The organism is Bifidobacterium catenulatum subsp. kashiwanohense JCM 15439 = DSM 21854 (genome assembly GCF_001042615.1).
GTDB classification, from domain to species: Bacteria; Actinomycetota; Actinomycetes; order Actinomycetales; family Bifidobacteriaceae; genus Bifidobacterium; species Bifidobacterium catenulatum.
The window spans coordinates 613,412-629,352 of the sequence record NZ_AP012327.1; the positions used below are offsets into that span (position 1 = coordinate 613,412).

General features: G+C 57.1%; 13 protein-coding genes. 11 read left to right on the forward strand and 2 right to left on the reverse strand.

Translation table 11 applies throughout. The features are described 5' to 3' along the window. Positions 1-23: 23 nt before the first annotated feature. Positions 24-1,307 (reverse strand): bifunctional phosphopantothenoylcysteine decarboxylase/phosphopantothenate--cysteine ligase CoaBC, encoded by a 1,284-nt coding sequence (coaBC, locus tag BBKW_RS02580; protein ID WP_033500948.1) that lies wholly within the window; start codon positions 1,305-1,307, stop codon positions 24-26. Positions 1,308-1,513: 206 nt separating this feature from the next. Here coaBC and BBKW_RS02585 point away from each other — a divergent pair, with 206 nt between their 5' ends. From BBKW_RS02585 to BBKW_RS02630, 10 genes are all read left to right on the forward strand, one after another. Then, a complete protein-coding gene (locus BBKW_RS02585) occupies positions 1,514-3,169 on the forward strand; it encodes an ABC transporter substrate-binding protein (protein WP_033500949.1) in 1,656 nt (551 codons plus the stop codon). 10 nt (positions 3,170-3,179) lie between these two features. Continuing rightward, complete coding sequence (locus BBKW_RS02590; protein ID WP_033500950.1) at positions 3,180-4,160, forward strand: ABC transporter permease; 981 nt, start codon at positions 3,180-3,182, stop codon at positions 4,158-4,160. Between the two features lie 143 nt (positions 4,161-4,303). After that, positions 4,304-5,101 (forward strand): ABC transporter permease, encoded by a 798-nt coding sequence (locus tag BBKW_RS02595; RefSeq protein ID WP_231858526.1) that lies wholly within the window; start codon positions 4,304-4,306, stop codon positions 5,099-5,101. After that, complete coding sequence (locus BBKW_RS02600; RefSeq protein ID WP_033500951.1) at positions 5,098-5,880, forward strand: ATP-binding cassette domain-containing protein; 783 nt, start codon at positions 5,098-5,100, stop codon at positions 5,878-5,880. The genes BBKW_RS02595 and BBKW_RS02600 overlap by 4 nt, the downstream gene beginning before the upstream one ends. Then, positions 5,877-6,650 carry an ATP-binding cassette domain-containing protein gene (locus tag BBKW_RS02605; RefSeq protein WP_033500952.1) on the forward strand — a complete coding sequence of 258 codons (774 nt, stop codon included), beginning with the start codon at positions 5,877-5,879 and terminating at the stop codon, positions 6,648-6,650. The genes BBKW_RS02600 and BBKW_RS02605 overlap by 4 nt, the downstream gene beginning before the upstream one ends. A 402-nt stretch (positions 6,651-7,052) precedes the next feature. Then, positions 7,053-8,063 carry a pyridoxal-phosphate dependent enzyme gene (locus tag BBKW_RS02610; RefSeq protein ID WP_033500953.1) on the forward strand — a complete coding sequence of 337 codons (1,011 nt, stop codon included), beginning with the start codon at positions 7,053-7,055 and terminating at the stop codon, positions 8,061-8,063. A 79-nt stretch (positions 8,064-8,142) separates the two neighbouring features. Then, on the forward strand, positions 8,143-9,324 hold the full coding sequence (locus tag BBKW_RS02615; RefSeq protein ID WP_144242151.1) for a cystathionine gamma-synthase: 1,182 nt from the start codon (positions 8,143-8,145) through the stop codon (positions 9,322-9,324). 111 nt (positions 9,325-9,435) lie between these two features. Continuing rightward, positions 9,436-11,385, forward strand: a complete 1,950-nt coding sequence (gene recQ, locus BBKW_RS02620) for a DNA helicase RecQ (protein WP_033500954.1) — start codon at positions 9,436-9,438, stop codon at positions 11,383-11,385. Positions 11,386-11,551: 166 nt separating this feature from the next. Further along, positions 11,552-12,037, forward strand: a complete 486-nt coding sequence (locus tag BBKW_RS02625) for an S-ribosylhomocysteine lyase (RefSeq protein WP_022245363.1) — start codon at positions 11,552-11,554, stop codon at positions 12,035-12,037. A gap of 107 nt (positions 12,038-12,144) precedes the next feature. Then, a complete protein-coding gene (locus BBKW_RS02630; RefSeq protein WP_033500955.1) occupies positions 12,145-12,681 on the forward strand; it encodes a GNAT family N-acetyltransferase in 537 nt (178 codons plus the stop codon). Positions 12,682-12,878: 197 nt separating this feature from the next. On the opposite strand, the gene BBKW_RS02635 is transcribed toward BBKW_RS02630, so the two are convergent. Further along, positions 12,879-14,306, reverse strand: a complete 1,428-nt coding sequence (locus BBKW_RS02635) for an amino acid permease (protein WP_033500956.1) — start codon at positions 14,304-14,306, stop codon at positions 12,879-12,881. A 243-nt stretch (positions 14,307-14,549) separates the two neighbouring features. Between BBKW_RS02635 and alr the strand changes: the two genes are divergently transcribed. Continuing rightward, positions 14,550-15,908, forward strand: coding sequence for an alanine racemase (gene alr / locus BBKW_RS02640; protein WP_033500971.1), 1,359 nt, complete (start codon positions 14,550-14,552; stop codon positions 15,906-15,908). The last annotated feature ends 33 nt before the right edge of the window (positions 15,909-15,941 follow it).

Sequence of the window (15,941 nt, forward strand, 5' to 3'; positions counted from 1 at the left end):
ATTGTGTTTGATATGTACGATATTCACGATTTGGGCGGAATTGTGTTGTCGGTGTTGCGCAATGCCGACAATTCGGTGAGTATGCGTTCCGCCAATTCCTGCTTGCCCATCTTGTTCCAATGTTCGATGATTGGCTCATCGGAGGTTGCGCCGGGCTTCAATACCGTCACCACATTCGTGTCCACCGCGAAGCCGGCGCCGGGGGTGTTGAGATTGTTGGCCACCAGCATGGAACAATGCTTCGACGCGAGTTTTTTCGCCGCATTCGCTTCCAAATCCTGCGTTTCCATGGCGAAACCGCACAAGGTCTGGTCAGCTGTTTTATGCTCGCCCGCCCACGCGAGAATATCGGGATTCGATGTGAGATGCAGATCGATATTGACGCGCCCGTTCTTCTTGATTTTCTCCTGAGCCTGCTCGACGGGTCGGAAATCGCCGACTGCGGCCGCCATAATCGTCAGATCGGCTTGCGCGAACCGTTCCTGTACTGCGTCGAACATGTCCCGCGCGGTGGTGACGTGAATCACATCAACGCCATGTGGTGCGCTCAATGACACAGGGCCCGACACGAGCGTCACATCCGCACCCATATCGCGTGCCTGTTCGGCGATCGCATAGCCCATTTTTCCGGTGGAATGGTTGGTGAGGTAGCGTACGGGATCGAGCGGCTCCTGCGTGGGGCCGGCGGTAATGAGCACACGCAATCCGCGCAGTGGCAACGTTTCAGCAGGTTGGGTCGCACGCAGCAAATCAGCCACGGCCGCTTCGATCGCGGCAGGCTCCTCCATGCGCCCTTTGCCGACATCCCGGCAGGCGAGCATGCCGGAACCCGGTTCCACAATGGTCCACCCGAGTTCACGGCAGATATTGAGATTGCGCTGCGTCACAGCATTCTCATACATGCGCACATTCATGGCAGGGCATAGGATTTTCGGACCCTCGCTATAGGCAAGCACGGTGCTTGTCAGTTGGTCGTCGGCGATACCGCATGCGATTTTTGCGATGATATCCGCGCTTGCGGGGGCGATGACAAGCATGTCCGCCCATTTCGCATCATCCACATGATTGATATGCAACGGATCGGAAGGAGTGTGGGCAACATCACAATCGTTGCGCTGTGCGGCGAACATGGATGTGCGTGTTTGCGTGTGCGTAAGCGAGCTGAACGTCAGTGGAGTGACGAACTCCTGTGCGGCTGCGGTCATCACCACGCGAACCTCATGCCCCTGCTTGCTCCAGTCGGAGGCGAGATGGCAGGCCTTGAAAGCGGCGATACTGCCGGTTACGCCAAGAAGAATATGAGCCATAGCCGTGTTGTCCTTCCGTTGACCCTGGCAAGACTGATGAAAACTGCGTCAAGTATATATCGAACCGGCTGAAGCATACGGTATTGCTGTCAGGGGAGTCAGCCATTGAAGTATCAGTGGGCATAGCGGATTGTAGAATCAGACTTCGGTGATCGACCTGTACAGGCGGTCAACCAGAACAAACCCATAATCAAACAGGAGCAATCATGTCGCAATCTTCAGGTGCGTACGGCGAAGCCGACGCAACCGAACAGAAGAACGAATCGAAGGGACAGCCGCACAACACGGCCAGCACCGACACCACGCTGAACGCACGGGCCAAATCACCAAAAACGCAAGGCCCGAAGAAGTGGGCCTATGTGCTTGTCGCCGTCATTGCGGTCATCGCCATCATCATTGGTGTTAACGTTTTCCGAAACCATAGTGAATCCAACAACGCGAACGGAACATCGGCCAAAGCCGACACCGTTACTGTGGGTCTGAAACTTTCCCCGGTCAGCCTTGACATTCGCCAACAGTCCGGAGCCGCGCTCGAACAGATCCTCGACGGCAACGTCTACGAGGGACTGGTGTCGCGCGATTCGAACAATAAGGTCCAGCCAAACATCGCCAAATCCTGGGACATTTCCAAAGACGGTAAGACCTATACGTTCCATCTCAATGACAAGATGAACTTCTCCAACGGCCACAAGCTTGATTCGGCCGACGTGGTGTGGTCCATCAACCAGCTTATCGAGAAACAGTATCTGGATTCCGACGCCATCGAAAGCGTCAGCAAGGTCGAGGCGGTCGACGCCGACACCGTGAAGATGACCCTTTCCGAACCGGATTCGAACCTGCTGTGGAACCTCACCGGACGTCCGGGACTGGTGTTTGACAAGGACGCCAAGTACGACGCGAAGACCCAGGCCGTTGGTTCCGGACCGTACACCGTCGAATCCTTCGACCCGGGCAACAAGATCGTGCTCAAGGCCAATGCGAAGTACTGGGGCACCGCGCACAAGGCGCAGACCAACAAGGTGGTCGTCCGCTTCTTCTCCGACGACAACGCCGCAGTTAACGCGCTCAAGAGCGGTGACGTGGATGTACTCTCGCCGGTGAACGCCACGCTCGCCAAGGGGCTTGACAAGTCGAAGTATCAGGTCTCCGCGGCATCCGGAAGCGACAAGTTCGTGCTCGCCTTCAACTGCACCAATCCGAAGCTGGAAGACAAGCGCGTGCGCCAGGCGATCCGCTACGCCATCAATCACAAGGAGATCATCGCGTCCCGCGGCAACGTCGACCAGACGCTCGGCGGTCCGATCCCATCCGTCGATCCTGGCTACGAGGACCTGACCGGCTTGTACCCGTACAATCCATCCAAGGCCAAGAAATTGCTGGGCGAAGCCGGATACTCCGCCGACAAGCCGCTGAAGCTCACCCTCACCTATGCCAACACGTATGGTCCCGAACTCGGCAACCAGCTTAAGAGCCAGCTCGCCAAGGTCGGCATCAACCTGAACATCAATTATGTGGAATTCTCCACTTGGCTGCAGGACGTGCACGCCAATGGCGACTATGAGCTTTCCTTGGTGGACCACGCGGAAAGCCACGATTTCTATTCGTGGACGAACCCGGAATACTACTTCCACTACAACAGCAAGAAGGTTCAGGAACTGTACGCCAAGTCGCTGGCCTCCACTGATTCCGCGACCAGCGAGAAGTACCTCAAGCAGGCGGCGCGTACCGTCAGCGAGGACGCTCCCGCGGATTGGCTGTTCGGATACCGTGTGACGGTCGCCCGCGACAAGAATCTTCACGGATTCCCGGGCAAGCTTACGCAGATCCTGTTGCCGCTATGGCAGGTCTACAAGACCAAGTAAGTTACCGGTAATGAAATTCATCATCCAACGGCTGGGGCTGTTCATCGCGGCCCTGGCCGGTCTTTCTCTTTTGGTGTTTCTCGCACTGCGTATCCTTCCCGGCGACGTTGCCGCGGTGATTGCGGGAACGAAGGCGACACCCGAACGCGTCGCCGCGTTGCGCTCGCAGCTCGGACTTGACCGTTCTTATCCGGCACAATACGCGGATTGGATACTTGATCTGCTGCACGGCGATTTCGGAACATCCGTGATCAGTGGGCGTTCCGTCGCGTCCCAAGTGACGGAACGTGTCGGTATCACCTTTCCTCTGATCGTTATGAGCCTGGCTATCGCACTGGTCATAGGGCTTCCGCTGGGATGCGCTGCCGTGCTGACCCGCAATCCGCATCTGCGTGGCTTGTTCCATGTGGTCGCCATCGTCGCGGGCGCCATCCCCGCGTTGTGGGGCGGACTGCTGCTGATTCTGCTGTTCGCTCGCGGCAGCGGATTGTTCGGATTGTTCCCATCTCAAGGTTTCCCTGATGAGGGATGGTCGGATCCGTCATCCGCATTGTCTTCTCTTGTATTGCCGTCAGTTGCTACCGGTATCACTGCGGGGGCGTCGGTAATGCGGTACACGCGTGCGGCGGTCGGCGACATGGCCTCGTCGCAGGCGGTCGATATGGCAATGGCATGCGGCATGACCCGCAAGCAGGCGATATTGAAGGTCGCCTTGCGTCTTGCCACGCCGCAGCTCGTATCGGTGATCGGCCTGACCTTCGCGCATATGGTCACCGGCGTGATGGTGGTGGAGAACCTGTTCGCGCTTCCCGGACTTGGTGCCATGCTCGTCACCGATGTGGGCAACCGCGACCTTACCTCCGTGCAAAGCGAGCTGTTCCTGCTTGCGGCGTTGTTCCTGTTGCTGGGGTTTGCGGTCGATTTGGCACACCGCGCGTTGGATCCACGTCTCAAAAGTGCGGGCGTCGGCTCACAGGAGGTGTCCGCATGACCGATTCGAACAATCGAAACACATCGCCCAAACCCGTGTCATGCGCGACGGTTCCGGACGGAGCCAAGCGCACGGCAGCAGGGTCGTCGGCAGTGAAGACGGTCATCGCATCCATCTGGCATACCGGCGGTGGCAAATACGCGATGATCGTCATCGGACTATGGGTCGCGGTATCGGCCATATCGCTGTTCTGGACGCCGTACCGTCTCTTGGATACCGATGGCTACCATGTCTGGGCGTCACCATCCGGTTCCCATCCGCTGGGTACGGACGGTGTCGGTTCTGATGTGCTGAGTTGGCTGATGGCGGGATCTCGTACCAATCTGGCGATAGCGTTGCTCACTGTATGCGTCGCCGCTGCGGTCGGTCTGCTGCTCGTCGCAGCCATGGTGTCACGCAACAGTGCATTTGCTTCCACATCGGTGGTCGTCGTGGACGCGCTGATCTCCCTGCCCACCGTACTGATCGCATTGATTCTCACAGTGCCGTTCGGAGCTTCGGCCGCGGTTATCGTCATCTCCTGCGGATTCGCATACGGCATGAATCTGGCAAGGATTCTGCGCCCGGCCGCCATGCTTGCGGCGCGCTCGCCATACGTTGAGGCATCATTATGGGCCGGGGCCAGTCCGATTCGCGTGTTCTTCACGCATATCCTGCCGAACACCCTGCCTGTGCTCAGCGTGCAGCTTTCCATCAGCGCCGGCACCTCGCTGCTTGCCGAGGCGGGATTGACCTACCTTGGCGTGGGCGTCGGTTCGGGCGTTCCCAGTTGGGGACACTCGCTGTCCACGTCGGTCAGATTCATCAGCATCTATCCTATGGCCTTGCTATGGCCGGGTCTGGTGGTCACTGTGGTCGTCATCGCGTTGAACCTTTTCGGAGATGCGCTGCGTGACGCCATCGACCCATTGACGAACTCGGCATTGAGGAACATCTCATGAGCGTGAATATTCGGAATCTCGATATCTCCATTAACGGCAATCCAATCGTGCATGACGTGCAGTTGACTATTGCGGACGGCGAACGCGTGGGGCTGATCGGCTCATCCGGCTCCGGCAAGTCGATGATCGCCAAAGCCATGATGGGAATCCTCCCCAGTATGGCGCAGGTACGCGGCGACATCGACTTGGATGGCACACATGCCGTCGGCGCCACCGATGAGGTCATGGCCAACTTGCGCGGCCGCTCCGTGGGCATGGTGTTCCAGAACCCATCCGTCGCGTTGAATCCCGTGATGACAGTGGCCCAGCAGGTCGGATTGCCGCTGTACCTCCATTACGACCTGACGCTTGAAGAGCGGGTGGAGCGTGTCAAGGCGATGCTGTCGAAAGTCGGTCTTGCCGAGGATACGCTGCTCAAATATCCACATGAGCTGTCGGGCGGCCAGCAACAGCGCGTCGGCATCGCCACGGCGTTGATCACCTCGCCGAGACTGATCATCGCCGACGAGCCGACTACGGCATTGGATTCGATCACACAGCGGCAGATCGTCGATCTGCTGACTTCGCTGGTCGACGATTCCGGCGCGTCCATGCTGTTCATCACCCATGATTTTTCGGTGCTACGTCGCGCCACCACCCGATGCTACGTTCTATCCGAAGGGCATGTCGTGGAATCCGGCGCGACTTCCATGCTGCTGGAGCGTCCCACGACGCCCGAAGCCACCAATCTGGTCCGGGCTGCGCGCGAACTTTCGCTCGATGTCGAAGGAGGACGATGATGGCCGAACCGACCATTCTACTCGAAGGACGTGGCATCGACAAGTTCTTCGGCAAAGGCAGGCAGCGCAGACAGGTGCTGTTCGGCGTGGATATTACGGTCTACGCGGGGGAGTGCCTTGCTGTGATCGGCGGCTCCGGATCGGGAAAGACCACGCTTACGCGTGTGTTGCTCGGTTTAGAAGATGCCGATGCCGGTGACATACGCTATCGAGGTGAGGTTCTGCGCAAGCAGACCGCGAAATCGTTGCGTAGCCAGTCCGGACTGGTATTCCAGAATCCATTCGATTCGTTGGATCCGCGATGGCGTGTCGCAAAATCCGTCATGGAACCGTTGCGATTGCGCCACCACGACTGGTCCCCTGAACAGATTTCGGCGCGTGTGGACGACGCTTTCCTCAGGGTGAGCCTCGATCCGGCAGCATACCGGAACCGCTTCCCCATGGACCTATCCGGAGGACAGGCACAACGTGCCGCGATCGCCCGCGCCATCGTCGACCATCCGACCGTGTTGCTTGCCGACGAGCCGATGAGCGCCATCGACGTTGCCGCCCGCGTGCAGATTCTCGAATCGTTCAAGGCGATCCGTGCCGCCGAACCGGAGATGGCGCTCATCATGGTGTCTCATGATCTGGGTGTTGTCCAACACATAGCCGACCGCATCATGGTGGTCCATGACGGGCATGCCGTCGAAATCGGAACGGCCGCCCAAGTGCTGGAACGTCCGAAAAACGACTATACGAAACGGTTGGTTGACGCCGCTTCGATGTGATGGCCTCCCGCAAAAACTCACCCATGTCCGCTATTCGGACATGGGTGAGTTTTTGCCACCGGAGGATGTGCTATCGTATGGCTCATGTTCAATTTCTCATGTTGTTGCTGTCGCTGACCAACCGCCCGAGGGGCGCGTGGTTCATCGAAGCATAACTTGAGACAGGGCATTCTTTCGACATCCGCATTCTATGTGGGATGTCATTTCATCGCACAAGAATCATCCCATAACCAGTGCCTAACGCGGTTGGTATTACGCGGCATATGCGGATGAACTGCGGTGAAGACACCATCGCAGATCCCGTTTCAAATCATTGCAAGTGATAAACGCGAGCTTCTCGAAATCAAAAACAACGAAATCATCCATCGGAAGCCAATAAACAATCATTTGCAAGGAAACGCCATGACCATCCACAATTCCCTTTCCGAACTCATCGGCAACACTCCGCTCGTCAAACTCAACCACGTGACCGACGGCATCAAAGCCACCATCGCCGTCAAAGTCGAATATTTCAATCCGGGAGGCTCTTCCAAAGACCGCATCGCGGAACGTATCATTGACGCGGCCGAACGCAGCGCCGAACTTAAGCCGGGTGGTGTGATTGTGGAACCGACCTCCGGCAATACCGGCGTCGGACTTGCCCTCGTGGCGCAGCAGCGCGGCTACCGCACCATTTTCACCCTGCCGGACAAGGTTTCCGAAGCCAAACGCGCGGTACTCCGCGCATACGGTGCAGAAGTGGTCGTAACCCCTACCGATGCGGGTCCGGATGATCCGCGCTCCTACTATCAGGTGGCGGAACGCCTCGCCAAAGCAATTCCGGGAGGGTACCGCCCGAACCAGTATGGCAATCCGAACGGGCCGGAAAGCCACTACCACACCACCGGTCCGGAAATCTGGGAAGCCAGCGATCATCAGGTCACGCATTTCGTGGCGGGCATTGGCACCGGCGGTACCATTTCCGGCACCGGCCGTTACCTGAAAGAAGCTTCCGACGGTAAGGTGCAGGTGGTCGGCGCCGATCCGGAAGGCTCCATCTACTCCAATCCGGACGACGTGCACCAGTACAGCATCGAAGGCGTCGGCGAGGATTTCTATCCGAAAGCGTTCGACCGTGAGCTTCCCGACGAAATCGTGCAGGTCAACGATGCCGAAGCGTTCGAAATGACCCGTCGTTTGGCTGCGGAGGAAGGCCTGCTGGTCGGAGGATCGTCCGGCATGGCCGTTATGGCGGCCCTCAAATACGCTCGCGAGCATGATTTGGATGAAAACCAGCTGGTAGTGGCGTTGCTGCCCGATTCTGGCCGCAGCTATATGGAAAAGATCTTCAACGACGATTGGATGCGTGCCAACGGATTCGCCGACGTTGTGGAACGCACGTCCAAGCCAAGTCTTGCGGAGCGGTATCTGTAAACCGCCGATCAGTTACTTCACGATCATGCCCATCATTCGTTCAACCCAAACCATTCGCTATTTTCAAGGAGTTCCCATCATGACCATCTCGACCAACGCCGAAGCCCTGAACGCCACCGCACTCGCCACCCGCGCCATTCATGCAGGACAGGAGCCCGATCCGACCACCGGAGCCGTGGTCACCCCTATTTATATGACATCCACGTTCAAGCAGGATGGTGTCGGCGGTCTGCGCAACGGTTATGATTACAGCCGTTCCATCAATCCGACCCGCAATTCCTTCGACGAGCAGCTAGCTGCGGTCGAAGGCGCGAACTACGCGCTGAGCTTCGCTTCCGGACTGGCCGCCATCGACGTGCTGCTTCGTGCCACGTTGAAACCGGGCGACAATATTCTGCTTGGCAATGACGTGTATGGCGGAACCTACCGATTGCTTTCCAAGGTGTTCGTGCCGTGGGGAGTCGGCCTTGACGTGGTGGACGTCACCGATACGGCTGCCGTTTCCGCGGCGCTCAGCCAGAAGCAGTACCGGTACATTTGGGTGGAAACCCCGTCGAACCCGCTGCTCAACATCACTGATATCGCGGCCACGTCAGCTGTCGCTCACGCGCATGACACCAAAGTGGTGGTGGACAACACCTTCGCGTCCCCGGTATTGCAGCATCCGTTGGCGGACGGCGCCGACGTGGTCGTATATTCCACCACCAAATACATCGGCGGCCATTCCGACGTGGTCGGCGGAGCGCTGGTGCTCAACGACAAGAAAATCCGTGATGAAGTGGCGTTCCTGCAGAACGCGGCCGGAGCCGTGCCATCTCCGTTCGACTCCTGGCTTGACATTCGTGGCCTCAAAACGTTGGATCTGCGCGTCAAGCAGCACAGCCGTAACGCCATGAAAGTGGCGCAATGGCTGGAAACCCGCCCTGAAGTGGAACGCGTATGGTACCCGGGACTGGAATCCCATCCAGGCCACGAGATTGCCTTACGACAGATGCATGGCGGCTTCGGAGGCATGATCTCCGTGCAGATCGCAGCTGGATTCGAAGCGGCAAAGAAGTTCGCTGGTGCCACGGAAGTGTTCACCTTGGCCGAGTCGTTGGGCGGCGTGGAATCCCTGATTGAGCATCCGGGCGCCATGACCCACGCTTCTGTCGCCGGTACCACGCTGGAAGTGCCCGCCAATCTCGTGCGACTTTCCGTCGGTCTTGAAGATGCGGACGACCTGATCGCCGATCTGGAGCAGGCGCTCCACCAGATCTGATTTCTTTATTATTCGGGCGATGGGACGGCCAGCATAGGAAAGGAGCTTACGCCGGCCGTTCCGTTCTTCGCCGCCCACCGGCATTACATGGCATTGATACACTTGGAAACCATGACGCAAGCTGTTGGTTCCGTTGAATCCGTTGATCCCCGTGCGCTGGGTGCTCTGAAGCATTATTTCGGATATGACGCCTTCCGTCCCGGTCAAGAAGGCGTAGTCAATGCGATTATCCAAGGTCGTGATGCGCTCGGCGTCATGCCCACCGGTGCTGGCAAGTCGATCTGCTACCAGATTCCCGCCACGCTTCTTCCGGGCATGACCATCGTCATTTCCCCGTTGATCTCGTTGATGCGCGATCAGGTCGACGCGCTCAACGACGTGGGCATTCCAGCCGCATTCATCAATACCACGCAAAGTCCCGACGAACAGGATCTGGTGTTCGTGCAGGCGTTGTCGGGACGGATCAGACTGCTGTATGTGGCTCCGGAACGTTTGGAAACCGAACGTTTCCGCACGTTCGCCAGTCGTGTGCCGATTTCTCTGGTCGCCGTTGACGAAGCACATTGCGTGTCGCAATGGGGCCAGGATTTCCGTTCGTCATATCTTGGTATCGGCGATTTTCTGAAGGCGTTGCCGACCCGTCCGACGGTTGCCGCGTTCACTGCGACCGCGACGGAACGGGTGCGCCGCGATATTATCGGAATTCTCGGATTGCGTGATCCGTCCGTCACCGTCACCGGCTTCGACAGGGCCAACCTGTATTTCGACGTGATCAGGATGGAAAGGAAACATAAGGCTTCGTGGGTGGCTTCGTATATTGCGGATCATCCTGACGAATCCGGCATCGTGTATTGCGCGACCCGCAAGGAAGTGGAGTTGCTTGCCGAATCGTTGAATATCGCCGTGCGCGAGCTGCGTGCGGCGAAAGGTGAGGATGCGACGCGAATCGGCACGGTCGCAGTCGCCTATCATGGCGGTATGTCGGCCGAAACGAGGGATCGGGCGCAACGTGATTTCGTAACCGACCGTGTGCCTGTGGTGGTTGCCACGAATGCGTTCGGCATGGGCATCGACAAGTCAAACGTGCGTTATGTGATCCACCATAATATGCCGGAATCGATTGAAGCGTACTATCAGGAGGCCGGTCGTGCGGGGCGTGACGGCGAGCCGAGCCGGTGCACGTTGCTGTGGAACGAATCTGATATTGCTACGAGGCGGAGGCTGCTTGATTCGGATTATGAGAACGAGCGTTTGACCGCCGAAGAGCAGGAGGTTGTGCGTGCATCGAAACGGCGTCTGCTCAACGCCATGATCGGTTATTGCCGTACTACGGATTGTCTGCACGAGTATATGACCAGGTATTTCGGCGAGGCCGGGGGAGCAGCCGTCCGCGATGACGGCGCATGCGTGGGAGGATGCGCGAACTGCGGGAATACGTTTGAAACCGTTGACGTCACGGATATCGCGCGGGCCATCAGCCGCTGCGTGCATGACGTGAACCAGAAGGTCGGTTCGGGGAAGATCGTCAAAGTGCTGCGAGGGTCGAAAGCGCAGGATTTGAACTATCTTCATCCTGTCGATCTGTCGACGTACGGCATGTTGAGCGCGACTTCGGAGGCACAGATTCGTGACGTGCTCAGCCAGATGGCGACGGATGGTTTTCTTTCCATTTCGGAAGGCTCCATGCCGATCGTTCGCTTTGGTGAACGTGCGGCGGAAACGGTCTCACCGAATTTTCATTATGAAATCAAGAAGATCGAACGGAAGCACGCTACGAAACGTGCGGAATCGCCGTCCGTAGGCTCTCAGGCCATGGGATCGTATGTGCCGGGCGACGGAGACGAGGAATTGTTCGCCAAACTGCGCGCGTTGCGGCTTGACATCGCCCGCGAACTCGGTAAACCCCCGTATATCGTCTTTTCCGATAAAACGTTGCGCGATATGGTGCGTGTCAGGCCGGTCACCGGCGAGCAATTCTCGCAAGTCAACGGCGTTGGTGCGCTCAAATTGGAAGCGTATGGCGAACGGTTCATGGAAGTGATCCGCGATTTCGTTGCATGAATCATGTGACGTGTCAGCTTGAGGAATAATCGTATCGATTATTGCAAAACCCTGCGTTTTATATGATACGTAACACGTTATCGGCAACATGTATGGCGGTGAGGTTGACGTATGCCGGCAAAACGGCGACAGTAGAGACGAACAGTTGTTGAAGAAAGGATTGATGATGGCAGAAGACAAGCCGGTTGTGGAGAGCTTCCAGCTCGACCACACCAAGGTGAAGGCTCCGTATGTGCGTTATATCGACACGCAGACCGGTCCGAATGGCGATGTGATTTCCAATTATGATTTGCGTTTGGTGCAGCCGAATGAGAATGCGATTCCGACCGGTGGCCTGCATACCATCGAACATACGATTGCGGTGCTGTTGCGTGAACGTATCGACGGTTATATCGATTGTTCCCCGTTCGGCTGCCGTACCGGTTTCCATCTATTGACGTGGGGTGAGCATTCCACGGAAGAAGTGGCGCGTGCGTTGAAGGAGGCGTTGGAATTCATCGCGTATGAGGCCACATGGGATGACGTTCCTGCCACCACCATCGAAAGCTGCGGCAATTACCGCGACCATAGCTTGTTCACGGCGAAGGAATGGTGCAAGGATATTCTCGCCAAGGGCATCAGCTCTGATGCGTTTGAGCGCCGCCTAGTCTGATTCGCGTGCGATTGCACGTCTGTTTTCGAGCATATTGCGAATACTGTGCCGTGGGCATGGTATTTTTGACGCTCGGAAGAAGACAAGGTGATGCAAAGGTGAACGAGATGGGTGAGGAGAGCGTCATTACCTCTGAACGGCGGTTCCGTCGTGCCACTATGGCCGATTTGCCGACCATGCTGAAGATTTATGAGCATGCCCGCAAGTTGATGGCCTCCAACGGCAATCCCACGCAGTGGGGTGATAAGTTCCCGCGTGAGGAAGTGGTTCGTGACGATGTCGAATCGCAACGCACCGTGCTGCTTGTCGATACGGTTGATGGCAAGGAACGTGTGCTCGCCCAGTTCGCATTGTGTCCGGGCATCGACCCGACATATGTGAATATCGATGGTGCCTGGCTGGATGACGATCCGTATGTGACCATCCATCGGATCGCCTCGTCGGGTCTCGCCAAGGGTGCGGCGAAGGACTGCATCAACTGGTGCATCGAACATTACGGTAATGTGCGCGCGGATACGCATCCCAACAACAAGGCCATGCAGCATGTGCTCGAATCGAATGGTTTCGCGCGCTGCGGCTTGATTCAGTTGCTTGACAGGCCGTCCGACACCACGCGTATCGCCTATCAGCGTCATGAATGGTGAGATTTTCGGATTTATATGGATTGGTGTCAATCAATATAAATTCATCGCAAACAATTGTAAATAATCTTCGCTATTGAGAAGCAAAAAATCCCGTTGAATATCGTATTTCAGATGTTCAACGGGATTGTTATATCCAATTGTGTTGCTTTTGATATATCTCACGAAAGAGATATCAAAAGCAACACAATTGTCAGTTTTTAGAACAGTCCTGGCTTGTTCAATGCGGAATGCTTGCGGCTGTACACGAAATACACGATCAAACCAAGGGCGAACCAGATTGCGAAACGCACCCAAGTCTCCCAATTCAAACCGCAAATCAGAATGAAGCAGAAAATGATCGCGCAGATTGGCGTGAACGGCACGCCCGGAGCGCGGAAGCCGCGGTGTGCGTCCGGCTGGGTCTTACGCATCCACAGAATGCCTGCGGACACGATGATGAACGCCGACAGCGTACCGATGTTCACCAATTCGAACAATACGTTGATGTTGATGAAACCGCCGGCGACGGCCGTTAGAATACCGAAGAACCATGTACCTTTGAACGGGGTGCGGTACTTCGGGTGCACTTCGCCGAAGAACTTCGGGAACAGGCCGTCGCGGCTCATGGCGTAGCAGATGCGGGACTGGCCGTACAGCTGCACCAGCATCACCGTGGTCATGCCGATCAGAGCGCCAAGATTGACGATGAACGCCAGCCAGTTGAGGCCGGTTTCGAGAATCACGCCGGCCACCGGAGCGTCAATAAATTTCGCGAACTCCTTGTATGGCACCACACCGGTCATAATCAGCGTCATGATGATGTACAGCACAGTCGACACGGCCAACGAAATAAGAATGCCGCGCGGCAGTGTCTTGTTCGGATTGATGGTCTCCTCGGCGGAGGAGGAGACGGCGTCGAAGCCGATGAAGCTGAAGAACACGATCGACGCGGCCGGAACAATGCCGTACGGCTGTGTGGAGCCCGGCTGGAACGTGTAAATGCCGTACGGGGAGAACGGCTTCCAATTAGCAGGATTGATATACCAGACGGTGCATACGATGAACAGCACGATGATGGCCAGTTTGATCATCACCATAATATCGTTGGTTTTCTTCGTCTGGTTGATGCCGATGGACAGCACCCAAGTGATGATGAGCACGATCACGAAACCAGGCAGATTGAAGTATGTGGTTACGCCTGGCGTGGTGCCGTATGCCGCGGTCAGTTCAACTGGCAGATGTAGGCCGAAACCTTCCAGCAGTTTGTTGAAATATCCGGACCATCCGGCGGACACGGTGGCCGCCTGCAATGCGTATTCCAAAATCAAATCCCAGCCGATCACAAACGCGATCAGCTCGCCGAACGCCAAATATGCGTACGAATATGCGGAACCGGACACTGGTGCCATCGCGGCGAACTCCGCATAGCACAATCCTGCGAAACCGCAACAGACCGCGGCCAGGAGGAAGGAGATGCACAATGCTGGACCTGCGGTGAGGGCGCCCTTGCCGGTGAGCACGAAAATGCCGGTGCCGATGATGGCGCCGATTCCCAGCATGGTAAGGTCAAACGTTTTCAATGTGCGTTTCAGCGGAGTTGACTCGGACACAAGCTGGTCCACTGATTTTTTGCGAAAAAGATCCATGGTCTTAATTCCCTAAAAATGGTTTTATATGGGCTGGACCGGACGGATTTCCGGGACTCTGGCACGCCTCAAACGCCAGAAATCAAAGAAGGGCTGAACGCCTCATATACGGGAGGTGTACGCGCCTCATGTAAGGAGAGTGTAAAAACCTGGCGCGGACAAAAACGTGAAAACCCCGTGAATCGTCTCACCATGTGTGCGCGTCTTTCCGAAGCCGTCACGTGGGAGCGCAACAATAGAGCCATGACTTTCAATGCTGCCCGTGAATGGCAATTCTCATCCGAACAAGGCAAGGCCAATTATGAGGTCGCCCAAAAGCAATACCCGGCGCAAGCCATCGTCGATATGGCCGCATTGCGAAACAACATGCGTCATTTGGTGAGCGTGGTTGGCGGTCCGAATTCCGGCACCGCCGTGATGGGTGTGGTCAAGGCCGACGCGTACGGGCATGGTCTTATTCCAGCCGCGCTCGCGGCACTTGCGGGAGGTGCGACCTGGCTGGGCACGGCACAATCGCATGAGGCGCTGCTGCTGCGCAAGGCGGGCATCGGGCCGGACCGCTGCCACATTCTGACATGGGTATATAACGGCATGGCGGTGCCTTTTGACGAGCTGATCGACAATGATATCGATATTTCCGTAGGCTCATTGCCGGGCATTGACGGCGTTGCGGCCGCGGCACGTCGTCTTAGGAAAACCGCGCGTGTGCACGTGAAGGTCGATTCCGGTTTCGGACGTAATGGATTCACTCCGGCCACGTTCGACGCGGCGCTCGCCAAGCTGGTGCCTCTCGCTAAGGAGGGTGTGCTGCATATTGTTGGACAGTGGAGCCACTTGGCGGTGGCCGACGCTCCCGACGTGCCTGAATTCGTAGCGTCCACTGATAGGCAGGTCGAGAATTTCAAGGATTTCACCCGTCGCATGGAAGTTGCCGGCATTGCGCCGGAGATTCGTCATCTTGCCAATACGGCGGCCACGCTTTCGCGCCCGGAGATTCATTTTGAGCTTACCCGCCCGGGTATTGGCCTGTATGGTTATGAGGCTGATCCGGCCATGGGCACGCCTGGCACGTATGATTTGACGCCGGCCATGACATTGCAGGCGCAGCTCGGCACGGTCAAGGATGTGGAGGCGGGCCATGGCATTTCCTATGGCCGCACGTACCTGACTCCTACGGATACGTCCACCGCGATCGTGCCTGTAGGATATGCGGACGGCATTCACCGTTCCGCTTCCGGTTTCGATATGGAAGGCGCGAAGCATGTGGTCAAACCTGGCGGTCCGGTGCGTGTGATGACTACGGAAGGTCCGCGCCTGTACCGTGTGTCTGGCCGCGTGTGCATGGACCAGTTCATGCTTGACTTGCACGGTTCCGCGGAAAAGCTTGGCGTGCATGAGGGCGACACCGTGCAGCTGTTCGGTCCGGGTCGTGGCGAGGATTATGCCGAACCGACCGCTGACGATTGGGGCCGTGCCGCAGGCACCATCAGCTATGAGATCTTCACCTGTCTGTGCAACCGCATTCCGCGCCTGTACGAGCACGCTACCGACGTGCTGTCGGCCGAGGATCTCGCCAAACTCAATCCCGCAACCATTCTGTAAGGCAACGGGCGTGGGAAACAAGGCACGCCGTGA